At 60.8% G+C, this 16,114-nt stretch carries 13 protein-coding genes and 1 tRNA gene; 13 read left to right on the forward strand and 1 reads right to left on the reverse strand.

All coding sequences use genetic code 11. From position 1 onward, the window contains the following. Position 1: 1 nt before the first annotated feature. From ureC to AMM33_RS02510, 5 genes are all read left to right on the forward strand, one after another. Positions 2-1,720 carry an urease subunit alpha gene (gene ureC, locus AMM33_RS02490; protein ID WP_090138433.1) on the forward strand — a complete coding sequence of 573 codons (1,719 nt, stop codon included), beginning with the start codon at positions 2-4 and terminating at the stop codon, positions 1,718-1,720. Continuing rightward, complete coding sequence (ureE, locus tag AMM33_RS02495; protein WP_090138435.1) at positions 1,720-2,394, forward strand: urease accessory protein UreE; 675 nt, start codon at positions 1,720-1,722, stop codon at positions 2,392-2,394. The genes ureC and ureE overlap by 1 nt, the downstream gene beginning before the upstream one ends. Continuing rightward, a complete protein-coding gene (locus tag AMM33_RS02500; protein ID WP_090138437.1) occupies positions 2,384-3,073 on the forward strand; it encodes an urease accessory protein UreF in 690 nt (229 codons plus the stop codon). The genes ureE and AMM33_RS02500 overlap by 11 nt, the downstream gene beginning before the upstream one ends. Continuing rightward, positions 3,070-3,729, forward strand: coding sequence for an urease accessory protein UreG (ureG, locus tag AMM33_RS02505; protein ID WP_090138439.1), 660 nt, complete (start codon positions 3,070-3,072; stop codon positions 3,727-3,729). Before AMM33_RS02500 ends, ureG begins: the two co-directional genes overlap by 4 nt. 96 nt (positions 3,730-3,825) lie before the next feature. Continuing rightward, positions 3,826-3,910, forward strand: a tRNA-Ser gene (locus AMM33_RS02510). Positions 3,911-4,008: 98 nt separating this feature from the next. Here AMM33_RS02510 and AMM33_RS02515 read toward each other — a convergent pair. Beyond that, on the reverse strand, positions 4,009-6,144 hold the full coding sequence (locus AMM33_RS02515; protein ID WP_090138441.1) for a hypothetical protein: 2,136 nt from the start codon (positions 6,142-6,144) through the stop codon (positions 4,009-4,011). A gap of 371 nt (positions 6,145-6,515) precedes the next feature. Here AMM33_RS02515 and AMM33_RS02520 point away from each other — a divergent pair, with 371 nt between their 5' ends. Genes AMM33_RS02520 through AMM33_RS02555 form a run of 8 tightly spaced genes read left to right on the forward strand, consistent with a single transcriptional unit; the run spans position 6,516 to position 16,074 of the window. Next, positions 6,516-8,006, forward strand: coding sequence for a carotenoid oxygenase family protein (locus tag AMM33_RS02520; protein WP_090138443.1), 1,491 nt, complete (start codon positions 6,516-6,518; stop codon positions 8,004-8,006). A gap of 38 nt (positions 8,007-8,044) precedes the next feature. Further along, a complete protein-coding gene (locus AMM33_RS02525; protein WP_090138445.1) occupies positions 8,045-9,520 on the forward strand; it encodes a carotenoid oxygenase family protein in 1,476 nt (491 codons plus the stop codon). Positions 9,521-9,536: 16 nt separating this feature from the next. After that, positions 9,537-10,004, forward strand: coding sequence for a lipocalin-like domain-containing protein (locus AMM33_RS02530; RefSeq protein ID WP_194945187.1), 468 nt, complete (start codon positions 9,537-9,539; stop codon positions 10,002-10,004). Continuing rightward, positions 10,001-11,701: a phenylacetic acid degradation protein PaaN gene (gene paaN, locus AMM33_RS02535; RefSeq protein WP_090138448.1), complete on the forward strand. Its 1,701-nt coding sequence runs from the start codon at positions 10,001-10,003 to the stop codon at positions 11,699-11,701. Before AMM33_RS02530 ends, paaN begins: the two co-directional genes overlap by 4 nt. After that, on the forward strand, positions 11,698-12,672 hold the full coding sequence (locus tag AMM33_RS02540) for an NAD(P)H-dependent flavin oxidoreductase (protein WP_090138450.1): 975 nt from the start codon (positions 11,698-11,700) through the stop codon (positions 12,670-12,672). The genes paaN and AMM33_RS02540 overlap by 4 nt, the downstream gene beginning before the upstream one ends. After that, positions 12,669-13,907, forward strand: a complete 1,239-nt coding sequence (locus tag AMM33_RS02545) for an acetyl-CoA acetyltransferase (RefSeq protein ID WP_090138452.1) — start codon at positions 12,669-12,671, stop codon at positions 13,905-13,907. Before AMM33_RS02540 ends, AMM33_RS02545 begins: the two co-directional genes overlap by 4 nt. Next, positions 13,904-14,878, forward strand: coding sequence for a DUF1295 domain-containing protein (locus AMM33_RS02550; RefSeq protein ID WP_090138454.1), 975 nt, complete (start codon positions 13,904-13,906; stop codon positions 14,876-14,878). The genes AMM33_RS02545 and AMM33_RS02550 overlap by 4 nt, the downstream gene beginning before the upstream one ends. Continuing rightward, on the forward strand, positions 14,875-16,074 hold the full coding sequence (locus AMM33_RS02555; RefSeq protein ID WP_090138456.1) for an acetyl-CoA C-acyltransferase: 1,200 nt from the start codon (positions 14,875-14,877) through the stop codon (positions 16,072-16,074). Before AMM33_RS02550 ends, AMM33_RS02555 begins: the two co-directional genes overlap by 4 nt. Positions 16,075-16,114: the final 40 nt, after the last annotated feature.

Raw genomic sequence — 16,114 nt, forward strand, 5'->3', positions numbered from 1 at the left:
CATGGCCCACATCGACAAACGCGCTTATGCCGAAACCTTTGGCCCCACCGTGGGCGACCGGGTGCGCCTGGCCGACACGGCCTTGGTGATTGAGGTGGAAAAAGACTTCACGCTCCAAGCGGGCAGTTACGGTGAAGAGGTCAAATTTGGCGGCGGCAAAACCATCCGCGACGGCATGGCGCAGTCACAAAGGACCAACGCAGAGGGAGCGATGGACTGCGTGCTCACCAACGCCCTCATCATCGACCACTGGGGCATCGTCAAAGCCGACATTGGCCTCAAGGGCAACCGCATCGCCGCCATTGGCAAGGCGGGCAACCCCGACACACAGCCTGGGGTGGACATCGTCATTGGCCCCGGCACCGAGATCATCAGCTGCGAAGGTCTGATCGTGACCGCAGGCGGCATCGACTGCCACATCCACTTCATCTGCCCCCAGCAGATCGACGAGGCCCTGGCCAGTGGCGTGACCACCATGATGGGTGGCGGCACGGGCCCCGCCACCGGCACCTTTGCCACCACCTGCACACCCGGCCCCTTCAACATCGAGCGCATGATGCAGGCAGCCGACGCCTTCCCGATGAACCTGGGCTTTTTTGGCAAAGGCAATGCCAGCTTGCCCGCTGCGCTGCATGAGCAAATCAACGCGGGCGTGATTGGCATGAAGCTGCACGAAGACTGGGGCAGCACCCCATCGGCGATCAGCAATTGCCTGGATGTGGCCGACGAAACCGACATCCAGGTGGCCTTGCATTCGGACACGCTCAATGAATCGGGTTATGTGGAAAACACCATCGCAGCAGCCCGAGGCCGTGGGCTGTGCGCCTTCCACACCGAGGGCGCAGGCGGCGGCCACGCGCCCGACATCCTGAAGGTGGTGGGCGAGGCGAACTTCTTGCCCAGCTCAACCAACCCGACCATGCCCTACACCCACAACACGCTCGACGAGCATGTGGACATGCTCATGGTCTGCCACCACCTGGACCCGGCCATTGCCGAAGACCTGGCCTTTGCCGAGAGCCGCATCCGCAAGGAAACCATTGCGGCCGAAGACATCCTGCACGACCTGGGCGCCATCAGCATGATGAGCAGCGACAGCCAGGCCATGGGCCGGGTGGGCGAGGTCATCATCCGCACTTGGCAGACCGCGCACAAAATGAAGCAGCAGCGCGGCAGCCTGCCCGGCGACACGGATCGACACGACAACGCTCGCGTCAAGCGCTACATCGCCAAATACACCATCAACCCGGCCATTGCGCACGGCATCAGCCACGAGGTCGGCAGCATCGAAGTGGGCAAATGGGCCGACCTGGTGATCTGGAAGCCCGCGTTCTTTGGCATCAAACCCGCCATCGTCATGAAGGGCGGCTTCATCGCACTGGCCGCCATGGGCGACCCCAATGCGTCCATCCCCACGCCGCAGCCCGTGCATTACCGCCCGATGTTTGGCAGCTTTGGCGGGGCGCTGTCTCGCGGCTCGCTGACCTTTGTGTCGCAGGCGGGTTGGCAAGCGGGTGTTGGGGCGCGTTATGGCCTGGCCAAAACACTCAGCGCCGTGAAAAACATCCGCCAAGTGCGCAAGCAGGACATGGTCCACAATGCCTATCTGCCCCGCATGGAGATAGACCCCCAGACCTATGCGGTGCGGGCTGACGGGCTGTTGTTGGTGTGCGAACCAGCCACCAGCCTGCCCATGACCCAACGCTATTTTTTGTTCTGATGATCATTTGCTCCAAACTCATGCCCCAAGGCCGTGGCCTGGCCCGTGTGCTGATCCAGCGCGCCAGCACCATCACGCTCGACTGGGACACCCGCCAGAAAAGCCGCTTTGACGCGACCGACAGCGCGGGCCGCCAACTGGGTGTGTTCTTGCCGCGTGGCACCGTGGTGCGCGGCGGCGATGTGCTGGTGGCCGAAGACGGCTCACTCGTGCGCGTGCAAGCCGCACCACAAGCCGTGCTGCGCATCACCGCCTGCACCGAGCATGGCTCGCCCTTTGACCTGACCCGCGCCGCCTACCACCTTGGCAACCGCCATGTGCCCATCGAGTTGCAACCCGACCACCTGAAGATCGAGCCCGACCATGTACTGGCTGACATGCTGCGCGCCATGCACATGACGGTGGTGGCCGTGTCCGAAGCCTTTGAGCCTGAGAGCGGTGCGTATGGCGACCATGGCGCATCCTCACATGGGCATGAGCACAGCCACGAACACGGCCCTGCGGGTCATGCGCACGCAGCCCAAGCCGAGCCCCATGTGCATGGGCCCGAATGTCAACACGGACACGCAGCGCCTGCAGCCAAGCCGCCAGCTGGCAAACGCATCGCCATCCCAGTCCGTGCGGCCCCTGCTGCACCGCATGTGCACGGCCCCGATTGCAACCATGGGCACTGAGACTGCGCCCTCCGGCCTGCTGCAACTGATCTGGCTGGCCTCGCCAGCGCTGCCCATTGGCGGCTTCTCGTATTCGGAGGGTCTCGAAGCGGCCATCGAGCAAGGCCTGGTGCACCACGAAGCCAGCGCCACCGACTGGGTGGTGGACCAACTGCACCTGACGCTGTCTCGCGGAGACATGGCTGTGCTGGCGCAAGCCATTCCCGCCTGGCAGCGCCATGACACCGCCCGGCTAAAAGCCCTGAACGATTGGGTGATGGCCACTCGCGAAACCGCTGAGATGCGCCTGCAAACCGAGCAGATGGGCCGCTCCTTGCTGGACTGGCTGCGCAACCTGCAGCAAGCCAGCGACGCACAGCTGCAATGCTGCGCCCGACTGCCCACCACTTACCCACTGGCCATGGCACTGGCCTTGTCCTTGGCGCAAGCCCCGCTTGACCAAGCCCTGCAAGCCCATGCCTTTGGCTGGGCCGAGAACATGACCCAAGCCGCCCTCAAGGCCGTGCCCTTGGGCCAGAGCGCGGGCCAGCGCATGCTGGCGCGGCTGGCGCGCGAAATTCCGCACGCAGTGCAAACCGCCATGCAAACGACCGACGAAAACCGCCAAGCCTTCAGCCCCATGCTGGCCATCCTGTCGTCCCGCCACGAAACCCAATACTCCCGCATCTTCCGATCATGACTTCAGCACTGCACCACATTCCAAATCGCACGAAAAAACTGCCGCCCCTGCGCGTGGGCATTGGCGGGCCCGTGGGCTCCGGCAAAACCACGCTGCTCGAGATGCTGTGCAAAAACATGCGCGAGCGCTGGGACCTGATCGCCATCACCAATGACATCTACACCAAGGAAGACCAGCGATTGCTGACGGTGAGCGGCGCGCTTGCAGCAGAGCGCATCATGGGCGTTGAAACCGGTGGCTGCCCGCACACCGCCATCCGCGAAGACGCGTCGATCAACCTCGAGGCGATTGACCGCATGCTGGAAAAATTTCCTAATGCCGATGTGGTGTTCATCGAGAGCGGCGGCGACAACCTGGCCGCCACCTTCAGCCCGGAACTCTCCGACCTGACCATCTACGTGATCGACGTGGCCGCAGGCGAAAAGATCCCCCGCAAAGGCGGCCCCGGCATCACCAAGAGTGATTTGTTCGTCATCAACAAAACCGACCTGGCCCCGCATGTGGGGGCCGATTTGCAAGTCATGCGCGACGACACCCAGCGCATGCGCCCCAACCCCGAAACCCGCCCCTGGGTCATGACCAACCTGAAAACCCTGGACGGCATGACCGAGGTGGTGGCCTTCATTGAAAAAAGGGGCATGCTCAGCCCATCTTGAGCCCATCTTGTGCGACTGCTGATGTGTTCAAGCACAAGCGGTAAAAACAGCATGAATTGAATCCGCTTTTTTTAAGCCGTTTCAATGCAAATGCATGGAAGCGTGGCAGAGTGGCCGATTGCACCGGTCTTGAAAACCGGCGACTCGAAAAGGTCCATGAGTTCGAATCTCACCGCCTCCGCTAAAAAAAAGCGCCGAATGCTTTGCATTCGGCGCTTCTTTGTTTGGGGTCAAGCCAGAGACAGCGCAGCTACATGTGGCTCTTTCTCTGCCTCTCAATCAATTCGAATACTTTCTAAAAGTATAGAAATGGCTCGCATCCCATGCATCACTGGTCCGGCTGATCAAGTCAATATCGTTGATGATGGTTTCATATGCGGTGTTCTTGAAATTCCCTTCAACACATTGAGGCGCAGAGGCACGCTCACCGCAATAAATGGATGCCATTCGTGCTGAAGACCTGAACACGGCAGAGTCTTCATAACCATTACGCGTCCCCCTGCTGCCATTGATAACAGTACGATCACCGTAGGCACCATAAATACGGGCTCGGTAAGTCGCTGGCTCAGTCCCTTTGAGCAAGGGATTGGTGTCGCTGGCAACAGTCCAAGACAAGTCAAATTTTGGACCTTGGGGAATAAAATACCCAATACTTGAATGCTGAACAAGAGTTCGTGCATTTTGAGCTTGGTATGACACCGAAGGTAATGATGTCAAGCTGGGCAGGGGCACTGATTTTTTAAAACCGTCCACCGTTTTAGCACGAGCTGTCGTTTTGAAGTACTGAGTTGCATTTGGCGTAGATGTCGTATTTCCTTCAAAAAAGTATTCATATTTCCAAGTGCCAAATTGGGGAATTTTTTCCAATTCGGCGTCCGTAAAATCGACGTCGGCAAACATCAAAAATGCGCTATCCGGACTGAGGCTTGGATGACTAACCCCAACAGGTGGCGTCGATGCGAATTTTGATTGAATCCTCACGAATCCAGTTCCAGTGGGCGTAACGTTGTCCTTGGCAATAGTGAAATAGGAGTAATTGCACACCCCTCCCAAGGACACATTGGGTTTCATGGTGATGTCGCCTCGCTCACCCGTTTCGTCAAATGGTGGCGTGGTGATGATGACTTTCTCCCATTTCTTGGTTCGATCGTTGCACGGCAAGTCAAACACATAGCCCACACTGTCGTAGGTATATGTCGGATCATTGGGGAATTCTCGCCTTTGCGCATAGGGACTCACGCCACCTGGAAGAAGGTACTGATTTCCGATGATGCGATATTGATTGTCCGAGGGGTCCAACCTGGCCACATTTTTCTCGTACTGGAAATTACCGTATTCATCTTGCCAGCGGTAACCAAATACAACGTCACCGGCAGTGGGCCCTGTGACGCCATTGGCAACCGTTTCAGAGACTGTGTAGTAATACTTGGGCGAAATGAATTTCACGCCAGGGGCTGCAGTGAAAATTCCGCCAAAGTGCTGATCAAACTTGACGACCGCTCCGTTGAGTCTGTATTTCGTTGGGTCGTTGCCATAAAAAATAGCCTTGCATTGCGCCGCTGTAATGGCCGTAGCAGTCCCCTGCACATTGTTCGCTCTAATCGATTTATCCAATGCGTAGCAACTGGTCATCTGATCCAGCAAGGCTTGGAGCTTGACGCTCAAGCCATCTGGGGCCAGTTCGTTGGCACTCACCGCGGGCAAGGTCTTGTAACGAGCGTCGCTGCTGAAACTGACATTCGGAAGGTCTTCGCCTTCTCTGACGGCTTTGCGCAAAGTCAAGTCAATGATCGAAGACGAGCCCTTGGGCTCGATCTTCACATCGAGCGAATCAAGTAGCTTGTCAAAACCCGTGCCATTGGCGGCAAAACTGACAGTTTGGGGATTGGTCGATGATGACAAATTCAAGGCGTCCAGCAAAGGCTTGATGGCAGCTTGCATTTCCTGATTTTTAGAGGACAACGTTGACGTGTTGATCGTGGCCAATTTAGCAACAATTTCACTGATCAAACTGGCAGGATCTCCCGTGGGCGACAGGCGCGCTGCGATCAGGTTGGTCAGTTGATTGATGTTGGCCGTTGCTGTTTCACCGGCCTCAGCCAAAACGCTCAGCAATTTGGTGGAGCCATCATCCGCGATGATGATCAATGGGAATTTGGCCGTTGGCGAAATAGACGCGCTGTAGCGTCCATCCGTGGCAACAGTGGCAGGTGTTGCCAACAAAGCGACCCCGTCTGCGCCATAAATTTGAACCGTGGCAGAGGCCAATGGCGCACCGGTCGCCGCAATTCCTGAAAGGGCAATGTTGTTGCCAGAAGTGCTTGCGGTATTTCCACCACCGCCACCACAACCTTGAATGCCGAGCATGCCCAAACTCAGCAAAGCCAGTGTGGCTGTTGATGTGATTTTTTTCATCATTATTTCCTATTGCGAATTGAATATTCATTACCGCGGCTCACATACTTCGGAATGAGGCCACAGAATTCATACCATACCAGTTTTTATATTCTTGAGTTGACGACAAGATCAACGCAGGACATCACCTGCCTGGTCATCGTTTTTTTGTGTAAGAGCCAAGCATTCATAAAAAGTTTGCCGGTTAGCGTCTTTTAGTGGGCGCGGCGCAGCAAGATGTGCAGCACAGCCTTGCACACACATTGAACGGCCACAAAAGAATACCCAAGTAGTCACCCAGGTTACTACCCCTCCATTCAAACCCTATTGCTTTCCCTGCTGAACTGACCTAACCTGAGTTCATCAGAGACAGTAATCAGCAAGGGGATGCAATGACCACCGAGATTGTGAACACCCTCACCAGTGACCTGGTGCCAGGCGATCACCCTTACCTGCAAGGGGCCTGGACCCCTTTGCTCGAAGAGGTCAATGCCACAGAGCTCAAGGTGCTGGAGGGCAGCATTCCGCTGGACATTGATGGGGTTTACCTGCGCAACACCGAAAACCCGGTGTTTCAGGCAAAGGGCAAATACCACCCCTTTGACGGTGACGGCATGCTGCACATGGCCGCCTTCAAAAACGGCAAAGTCAGCTACCGCAACCGCTTTGTCCAGACCAAAGGCCTGCAAGCCGAACTGGAAGCGGGTCGCGCCCTGTGGGCGGGTTTGATGGAAGACCCGGCCCTGTCCGAGCGAGCGGGCTGGGGCGCACACGGCAGCCTCAAGGATTCTTCGAGCACCGATGTGGTGGTGCACGCCGGACGCGCCCTGACCACCTTCTACCAATGCGGCGAAGGCTACCGGCTGGACCCCTTGAGTCTTGAGCATGAAGGCATTCCGCCCTGGTCGCCCCTGGACGGCATTTCGGCCCACTGCAAGGTGGATGAGCACAAAGGTGAGTTGCTGTTTTTCAATTACTCCAAACACGCGCCTTACATGCATTACGGCGTGGTCGACAAGCACGACAAGCTGGTGCACTACGTGCCCATTCCCTTGCCCGGTCCGCGCTTGCCGCACGACATGGCCTTCACCGAAAACTACGCCATCCTGAACGATTTCCCGCTGTACTGGGACCCGGAGCTGCTGGCCCAAGGCAAGCATGTGGTGCGTTTTTACAAGGACACGCCTTCGCGCATCGCCATCATTCCAAGGCGCGGTCAAACCCAGGACATCCGCTGGTTCGAAGCGGCACCCACCTTTGTTTTGCACTGGCTCAACGCCTATGAAGAGGGTGATGAGATTGTTCTGGACGGGTATTTTCAAGACAACCCGATGCCACGCAACTACGAAGGCGCCCCGGCCGGTTACGAACGCATGATGTCTTACCTGGACCAGAGAAAAATGGGCTGCCACCTGCACCGTTGGCGCTTCAACCTCAAGACAGGCCAGACCACCGAAAAGCGCCTGGACGATCGCATCCTGGAATTCGGCATGTTCAACCAGCGCTATGCCACGCGTCCTTACCGTTATGCCTACAGCGCGGTGCAGGTGCCCGGCTGGTTCCTGTTCAATGGCTATGTCAAACATGACCTGCACACGGGCCAGTCCTGGGCCATCCAGTTGCCCGAAGGTCAATACGCCAGCGAAGCCCCCTTTGCACCCCGCACGAATGCGCAGGACGAAGACGATGGTTATCTGGTGAGCTTCATCACCAACGAGAACACCCAACGCTCTGAAATCATCCTGATCGACTCCAAAAAATTTGAAGCCGGTCCGGTCTGCCGCATTGAGCTGCCGCACAAACTGTGCAGCGGCACACACGCCTGCTGGGCCAGCGGGGCCGACATGCAGCCCGGCGGCTTGCTCTCCGGACAACCGGCCTAAAACCCTCCCCCTTCAACGCTTTTGACCAGGAGACAGCCATGGGACTTGAAACATTGGTGGACACGCCACCCTACCTGATTGACAACCCGAACTTGCAAGGCGGCTTTGCGCCCATTGACCAGGAGTTGGTGGAGCAGGAATTTGAAGTCATCGGTGAAATCCCGAAAGATTTCAACGGGCTGTATGTGCGCAACGGGCCTGTTCCCCAGCACACGCCCAAAGGCAAATACCACTGGTACGACGGCGACGGCATGCTGCACGCGGTGCATTTTCAGCAAGGCCGCATGACCTACCGCAACCGTTGGGTCAACACCGATGGCTTGCAGGCCGACCGCGCCGCTGGCCAGAGCCTGGCGCCCGGGCTGAAACAAAAATTGCCCGAGGGCGCACTGCCAGACCATGCCCTGAAAAACACCTCCAACACCGATGTGAAGTACCACAACGGCAAATTGCTGTCGATGTGGTACCGGGGCGGCGCGGTGTACCAGGTCGACCCTTTGAGCCTGGAGACCGTGGGCAAACTGGAGCCAGACCCGCGTCTGAAGGGCCTGCAGATTTCCGCCCACTCGCGGGTGGACGAGCGCACGGGCGAGTACATGTTTTTCGCCTATGGCAACCAACACCCCTACATGCACTACGGCGTGGTCAATGCCAGTGGCCAATTGCAAACCCTGATGCCGGTCGAGTTGCCAGGCCCACGTTTGCCGCACGACATGGCCATCACGGCCAACTACAGCATCCTGCACGACTTCCCGCTGATCAACAACCCCGAAGCCCTCCAGGCCGGGCGCTACAGCCTGGAGTTTCACCCCGAGTGGAAGTCCCGCTTTGCGGTCATTCCCCGCCATGGCAGTGTGGACCAGATCCGCTGGTTCGAAGCCGACCCGCGCTACATGCTGCATGTGGCCAATGCCTGGGAAGAGGTCAACGACCAAGGCGAAACCGAAATTGTCATGCTCGGCACCCCGTACGCCATGCCCAAACAGTTCGATGGCTCGCTGGACGTGAAACGTCTGCTCTTCACCATCGGCACACAGGGCACCGAATACGAGTTCTACCAATGGCGCTTCAACCTGACCACGGGCCAGACCCGCGAGAGTGTGGTGGACGACATCCTGAACACCGAATTTCCGATGATCAACGCCTGGTACCAAGGTTACAAAAACCGCTACACCTACCATGTGCTGATGGGGCGAGCCCGCACCGTGGAGCAACCGCACTTTGCGGGCCTGGCCAAGTACGACCTGGAAACGGGCAGCGCCGTGACCTACCACCCGGGCGAGGGTTACTGGTTCAGCGAGGCCCCGTTTGCACCGCGCGACAAGCCGCAAGCCGAAGACGACGGTTACTTGGTCGGCTTTGTCTGGAACGGCCTCCAGGAACGCTCCGAAGTGTGGATCATCGATGCCCAGAAGCTGGCCAACGGTCCCGTGGCCCGGGTCATCCTGCCGCAGCGCGTGCCCCACGGCTTTCACAGCACCTGGGTGCGTGAAGCCTTGTTGCCACAGGCCTGAATCGGTCGTGAACACCATGAGCACTTCCACAACAACGCGAACCGCCCAGGACCTGCTGGGCGTCTGGCACCTGGTGCGCTGGGAAATCACTTACGACGATGGTCGGGCGACCACTTACCCCTTCGGCCCCGATGCCACCGGGCTGATCCAGTACACGCACGACGGCGGCATGGCCGCTTGCATTGCACGCGCCAACCGCCCCCGCCTGTCCAGCGACAGCGTGCGCAGTGCACCCGTTGCCGAGCGCCTGTCCGCGTTCGAGAGCTTTTTCCAATACGCAGGCCGCTTTGAGGTGCGCGAACACCAAGGCCGCGCCCAGGTGGTGCACCACGTCAGCCACGCGCTCAACCCCAACTTTGTGGGCAGCCAGCAAGTGCGCAACATGGACTTTGCAGCCGATGGCGGCTTGACCTTGTCCGCCTCTGACCTGGTGCCCGGCACCACCACCTTGAGACACCACCGCCTGATCTGGAGACGTGGATGAGCTTGTTTGACAAACACCGTGCAGTCTTCGAGTTGGCCCAGCAAGCCTGTGCCACGCGCCACTGCTGGAGCCCCTACCCCGACATGCCCGACAAATACCCCGATGCGGCGCAAGCCAAGGCGGCGGGGCTGGCGGCTTTTGATCGGCACCTGGAAAACGGCCGTTTCGCCCTCGACCAGCCCGGCATCTTCCAATGGGTGGGCGAAGAAGTCTCGCCTTACACCCAAGCCCCTTTGGGCGTGCAGTACCCGCAATCGGACATCGACAGTTTGTTTGGAGCGGCTGAAAAAGCCATGGACAGCTGGGCGCAGGCCTCCATCGACCAGCGCATTGGCGTGCTGATGGAAGTGCTGGAGGTCATTTACCGTGACCACCTGTTCGAGGTGTTGCACGCGGTGATGCACACGGCCGGGCAAAGCTACAACATGGCCTACGCCGGCTCGGGCGTGAACGCCCTGGACCGCAGCATCGAAGCGCTGGTGTATGCCGAGCAAGCCATGCGCTCGGTGGCCCCATCGGCCTTGTGGCAGCGCCGCTTTGGCAGCTCGGACATTCAGTTGCAAAAAACCTACCGTCTGGTGCCCCGCGGCACGGCCGTGTGTTTCTCGTGTGCCAGCTTTCCCACCTGGAACGCCTGGCCCTCCATGATGGCCAGCCTGGCCACAGGCAACCCCGTCATCCTCAAGCCCCACCCGGCCACCGTGCTGCCCATGGCCATCACCGTCAAGGCCTTTCGCCAGGTCTTGCAGTCGGCCGGTTTTGACCCCAACCTGGTCACCCTGGCGCTGGACACGACCAGCGAGCCCATCGGCAAGCGGCTGGTGCAGCACCCCCAAACAGCCATCGTGGACTTCACCGGCAGCGTGCGCTTTGGCCAGTGGGTCGAGAAAAACGCCCACCCCGCCCTGGCCTTCACCGAAACAGCGGGCTGCAACACCGTGGTGCTGGAATCGGCCGAAGACCTTGACGCGGTGCTGCGCAACCTGGCCACGACCATGTGCCTGTTCAGTGCGCAAATGTGCACCAGCCCGCAGAACATCTACGTGCCCCAAAGCGGCGTGCACACGCCACAGGGCCTGGTGCCCTTCAAAGAAGTCGCCACGCGCCTGGCATCGGCCGTGCAGGCCTTGACTTCAGAGCCCAAAAAAGCGGCCATGATTTTGGCCACCATCCAGTCCCCGCAAACCCTGGCCTTGCTGCAAGAGATGCAGGACTCTGGCGCGCAACGCGGCCAAGTGCTGTTGGCTCCCCAAGCCTACCCCCACCCCGAGTTTCCTCTGGCCCGCACCAGCACGCCGCTCATGCTGCAAGTCACCACGCAAGAGCGCGACCTGTATGCCGAGGAGCGGTTTGGCCCCATCAGCTTCGTGATCGCTTGCAAGGATGCCGATGACGCCTTGCACCAGGCCACGCAGGACGCCCGCACGCAAGGCGGCCTGACCGCCTTTTTGTACAGCACCCAAGAAGACTACATCGCCCGGGCCGAGACGGCCTATGCCCGGGCGGGGGCCCAGTTGACCATCAACTTGGTCGGGGCCATGCCGCTGAACTTTGCAGCGGCCTACAGCGACTACCACGTCACGGGCCTGAACCCGGCGGGCAATGCCACCCTCACCAACCTGGCTTTTGTGGCCAGCCGCTTTGGCATCGTCCAGTCACGCCGCCCCGTGACGGCACCACAAGAGAAGGCTGCATGAAAGCCACGCCACTGCCGCTGAAGCTGCCGGTGTTTGCAGCGCCCATGTTTCTGATCTCCGGGCCTGAGATGGTGTTGGCCGCATGCAAGGCCGGGATTGTGGGCGCTTTTCCGACGCCCAATGCACGCCCCATCGAGCAGCTGGACGTGTGGATGAAAACCATCACCGAGGGCCTGGCTGCGGCGCGCGATACACAGGGCGCAGACACCGTGGGCCCCTGGTGCGCCAACCTGGTCACGCACTCGTCGAACACCCGGCTCGCACAAGACCTGGAGCTGATTGCCCGCTACAAGCCCCCGGTCGTGGTGACCGCCTTGGGCAGCCCCAAGCCCGCCATCGAGGTGGTGCAGGCCTATGGCGGACGGGTGTTTGCCGACGTCATCAACCTGACGCTGGCCCAAAAAGCCGTCAAGGCCGGCGCCGACGGCCTGGCCTGTGTGTCCGCTGGCGCGGGTGGGCACACCGGGTTCCTGTCACCCTTTGCGTTTGTCAGCGCCATCCGTGAGTTTTTTGACGGCGAAGTGGTGCTGGGCGGCGGCATCAGCGATGGCTGGGGCATCGCGGGTGCCATCGCCGCCGGGGCCGACTATGTGTACATGGGCACCCGCTTCATTGCGGCCTTTGAGAGCATGGCGCCCGAGGCCTACAAACAAATGGTGGTGGACAGCACGCTGGACGACCTGGTCGTGAGCGCCGGCGTGACCGGCACCCCCGCGAGCTGGCTCAAACCCTCCTTGCGCGCCCATGGCCTGGACCCGGACAACATGCCCGACGCCCCCCACCGGCAATACGACAGCAGCGCCTCTTTTGCCGGCAAGAAATGGCTCGACGTCTGGGCTGCAGGCCAAGGCGTGGGCACCATCCACCAGACCGAACCCATGGCCGACATCGTGGACCGGTTGGCCCACGAATTCACTTGTGCCACACAGCGCCTGCACGGCCTGCCCTACCCCAAAAGGAGCTTCCAATGAGCGCACCTGTTTACATTTTGGGCGGCTACCAGACCGACTTTGCCAAGGCCTGGGCGCGCAACGGCCAGGACATTTCAGACATGGTCCGCGAGGCCACCCAAGGCGTGCTGGCCCACTGCGAACTCGACACCTCGGCCATTGAAAGCATCCATGTGGGCAATGCCTTTGGCGAAATGCAGCGCCAGCAAGCGCACCTGGGCTCGATGGTGGCGCAGATGACACCCGAACTCTGGGGCGTACCCGCCATGCGCCACGAAGGGGCCTGCGCCTCGTCATCCCTGGGGGTGCTGTCGGCCATGGCCGAGATCGAGGCCGGACGCTACGACTGTGTGCTGGTCATGGGCGTGGAAGAGTTCAAAAACACCTCCGGCAACGAAGCCTCGGTCAACCAGAACGCAGCCTCTTGGCAAGGCCATGAAGACATGGACTGCACCTTCATGTGGCCAGCCGCCTTTGGCCTGCTGGCACAAGAATACGAGCGCCGCTATGGGCTGGACCGCAGGCACCTGAACCGCATTGCCGAACTCAACTACGGCAACGCCAAGCGCAACCCGCTGGCGCAAACCCGCAAATGGCAATTCGATGCCCTGAGCTTCACCGACAACGACGAAGCCAACCCCGTGATCGAACCCGGCACACGCCGCCAGGATTGCGGCCAGATCACCGATGGGGCCTGCTCGGTGGTGCTGGCCTCGGCCCGTTTTGCGCAGGCCTATGCCCAAAAACGCGGCCACAGCCTGGACCAATTGGCCCGCATCGCGGGCTGGGGTCACCGCAACGCAGGTCTGCGCCTGCGCGACAAGATCGAACGCAGCCTGGGCCAGGCCTATGTGTTTCCGCATGTGCGCGACACCATTGAAGACGCCTGGCGACGCGCGGGCGTGTCGGGCATCGAGGCCATGAGCGGCATCGAGACCCACGACTGCTTCACCACCACCGAATACATGGCCATCGATCACCTGGGCCTGACCGCGCCTGGCCAAAGCTGGCAGGCGGTGGAAGACGGCACGATCGATCCCGGTGGCCGTTGCCCCGTGAACATGAGCGGCGGCCTGATCGGTTGCGGCCATCCGGTCGGCGCCACGGGCACGCGCATGCTCTGGGATGCCGCACGCCAGGTCACTGGCCAGGCCGAGGCTTGCCAGATTGAAGGCGCCCAGCGCATCCAGACCCTCAACATCGGCGGCTCTTGCGCCACGGTGGTGAGCTTTGTGGTGGAAGGGGCCGGCGCATGATCGAGACACTTTGGCAACAACACGCCACCGCCTTGCTCGCCGTGTGGGCGGCACTGGCCGCGTTGTGGCTGTGGGGCATGCCGCGCGAACAGGTGCGCTGGCTTGACCGGGTCTACCCGCTGCTGCCCTTGGCTGTGGCGGCAGTCGCCGCCAGCGGTGAGCTGGCCCCTGCATTTTTGGCTGTTGTCATGCAATTGGGCCTGTGGCTGTGGGTCTGGCTCACCGTGGTGTGGGTCATCAGCCTCCTCAAGCGCGATGCCAGCATCATGGACATCGCTTACGGCGTGCTGCTGCTCGGGGTGCCCTGGTGGCTCTTCCTGCACCTGGGCGGGCAGCCCCAGGCCTCCAGTTGGCTGTTGCTGGGCATGGCGAGCATCGGCTTTGGGCGTTATTCGCTCTACATCCTGTGGCGCAACCTGCCGCACGGCGAAGACCCGCGCTACGCCCGCTGGCGTCAGCGCTCCGGGGCGCGTTGGTGGTGGTGGAGCTACTTCCAGATCTTCCTGCTGCAAGGCGTGGTGATGTGGGTCTGGGCACTGCCTCTGGTGTTTGGCATGAGCGCGGCCGGTCCGATCGGGTTTTGGCACATCGCAGGGGCCTTGGTCTGGTTGGTGGGCTTTGTGTTTGAGGCCGGGTCGGATTACCAATTGACGCGCTTTAAACGCCAACGCACCGACCGCAGCCAACTCCTCAACACCGGTCTGTGGGCCTTGACGCGCCACCCCAACTACTTTGGCCAGACCTGCATGTGGTGGGGCTACGGGGTGTTCGCACTGGCCCACCCCTGGGGATGGCTGTCGGTGCTGCCTGTGGTGTACATCACCTGGTTCATGAACAAGGGATCGGCCACCTCGCTGATGGAGCGGCACATGACCAAAACCAAACCCGGCTACGCAGAGTACTGCGCCACCGTACCCGCCTTTTTTCCGCGCCTGTGGGGACGCGCCCATCCAACGAAAGACACACCATGAACCACCCCCTGATCATCGACGCCTTGCGCAGCCCACGCGGCCGAGGCAATGACAAAGGCGCCCTGCGCCCGCTCAAACCAGTGGACCTGTTGGCCCAACAATTGAAAGCCTTGGCCGAGCGCACGGGCCTGGACACCGCACAGGTCAGCGACACCATCATCGGTTGCGTGACCCAAACCGCCGAACAAGGCGCCAACATCGCCAAGCTGGCCTTGGTGCGTGCCGGCTGGCATGACAGCGTGCCCGGGCTGAGCATCAACCGTTACTGTGCCTCGGGCCTGAGCGCTGTGCACCTGGCCGCGCAGCAGGCCATGGACAACGACAGCTTGGCCGTGGGCGGCGGCGTGGAGATGATGTCGCGTGTGCCCATGGCCGCCGACCAGGGGCCGCTGACACACGACTTTGAATTTCAGCAGCAAACCACCCTGGTGCCCATTGGCATCTGCGCCGACACCGTGGCCACCCTGGAAGGCTTCAGCCGCGAACAGTGCGACGCTTATGCTGTGGCTTCGCAGCAGCGCGCCGCAGCGGCTTTGGCGCAAGGGCGTTTTCGCTCGGTGGTGCCCGTGGTCGATGGGCAAGGCGCTGTGCTGCTCGCCCAAGACGAAACACCCAGGGCGCAAACCAGCCTGGAGAGCCTGGCCGCGTTGAAACCCGCTTTTGCCGCCATGGCTGAAAAGTACGGCATCGATCCCCTGATGTGCGAGCGTTATGGGCTCGAACGCATTGACCATGTGCAGCACGCCGGCAACTCCCCGGCCATGGCCGATGGGGCCTCTGCCGTCTTGCTGGCCAGCCCGGGCGCTGCAGCCAGGCTAGGGCTCAAGCCTCGGGGGCGCATTTTGGCCACGGCCACCGTGAGTGTGGACCGCACGCTGGCCCTGACGGGTGCGGTGCAAGCCACACAACAGGCTTTGTCCAAGGCTGGTTTGCACATCGAAGACATCGACTTGTTCGAAGTCAACGAGTCCTTTGCCTCGCTGATGCTGCATTACATGAAGCACCTGAACGTGCCACACGACAAGCTCAACGTGAATGGTGGCGCCATTGCCCTGGGCCATGCCATGGGCTCCACTGGCAGCGCCTTGGTGGGCATGGCGCTGGACGAGTTGGAAGCCCGGCAAGCCCGCCGTGCCGTGATCAGCCTGTGTGGTGCCGCCGGCCTGGCTGTGGCCATGGTGGTTGAGCGCGTGTGAACGCCCAAGCCCGAACGTCCATGCCCCAACGCACACCCGT

The sequence above is a fragment of the Limnohabitans sp. DM1 genome (genome assembly GCF_001269385.1).
Lineage (GTDB): Bacteria > Pseudomonadota > Gammaproteobacteria > Burkholderiales > Burkholderiaceae_C > Limnohabitans_A.

What these genes read in the sequence shown, in the direction of transcription:
- ureC (WP_090138433.1), top strand. Translation starts at nt 2, where the DNA reads ATGGCCCACATCGACAAACGCGCTTATGCCGAAACCTTTGGCCCCACC.
- ureE (WP_090138435.1), top strand. Translation starts at nt 1,720, where the DNA reads ATGATCATTTGCTCCAAACTCATGCCCCAAGGCCGTGGCCTGGCCCGT.
- AMM33_RS02500 (WP_090138437.1), top strand. Translation starts at nt 2,384, where the DNA reads ATGGGCACTGAGACTGCGCCCTCCGGCCTGCTGCAACTGATCTGGCTG.
- ureG (WP_090138439.1), top strand. Translation starts at nt 3,070, where the DNA reads ATGACTTCAGCACTGCACCACATTCCAAATCGCACGAAAAAACTGCCG.
- AMM33_RS02515 (WP_090138441.1), bottom strand. Translation starts at nt 6,144, where the DNA reads ATGAAAAAAATCACATCAACAGCCACACTGGCTTTGCTGAGTTTGGGC.
- AMM33_RS02520 (WP_090138443.1), top strand. Translation starts at nt 6,516, where the DNA reads ATGACCACCGAGATTGTGAACACCCTCACCAGTGACCTGGTGCCAGGC.
- AMM33_RS02525 (WP_090138445.1), top strand. Translation starts at nt 8,045, where the DNA reads ATGGGACTTGAAACATTGGTGGACACGCCACCCTACCTGATTGACAAC.
- AMM33_RS02530 (WP_194945187.1), top strand. Translation starts at nt 9,537, where the DNA reads ATGAGCACTTCCACAACAACGCGAACCGCCCAGGACCTGCTGGGCGTC.
- paaN (WP_090138448.1), top strand. Translation starts at nt 10,001, where the DNA reads ATGAGCTTGTTTGACAAACACCGTGCAGTCTTCGAGTTGGCCCAGCAA.
- AMM33_RS02540 (WP_090138450.1), top strand. Translation starts at nt 11,698, where the DNA reads ATGAAAGCCACGCCACTGCCGCTGAAGCTGCCGGTGTTTGCAGCGCCC.
- AMM33_RS02545 (WP_090138452.1), top strand. Translation starts at nt 12,669, where the DNA reads ATGAGCGCACCTGTTTACATTTTGGGCGGCTACCAGACCGACTTTGCC.
- AMM33_RS02550 (WP_090138454.1), top strand. Translation starts at nt 13,904, where the DNA reads ATGATCGAGACACTTTGGCAACAACACGCCACCGCCTTGCTCGCCGTG.
- AMM33_RS02555 (WP_090138456.1), top strand. Translation starts at nt 14,875, where the DNA reads ATGAACCACCCCCTGATCATCGACGCCTTGCGCAGCCCACGCGGCCGA.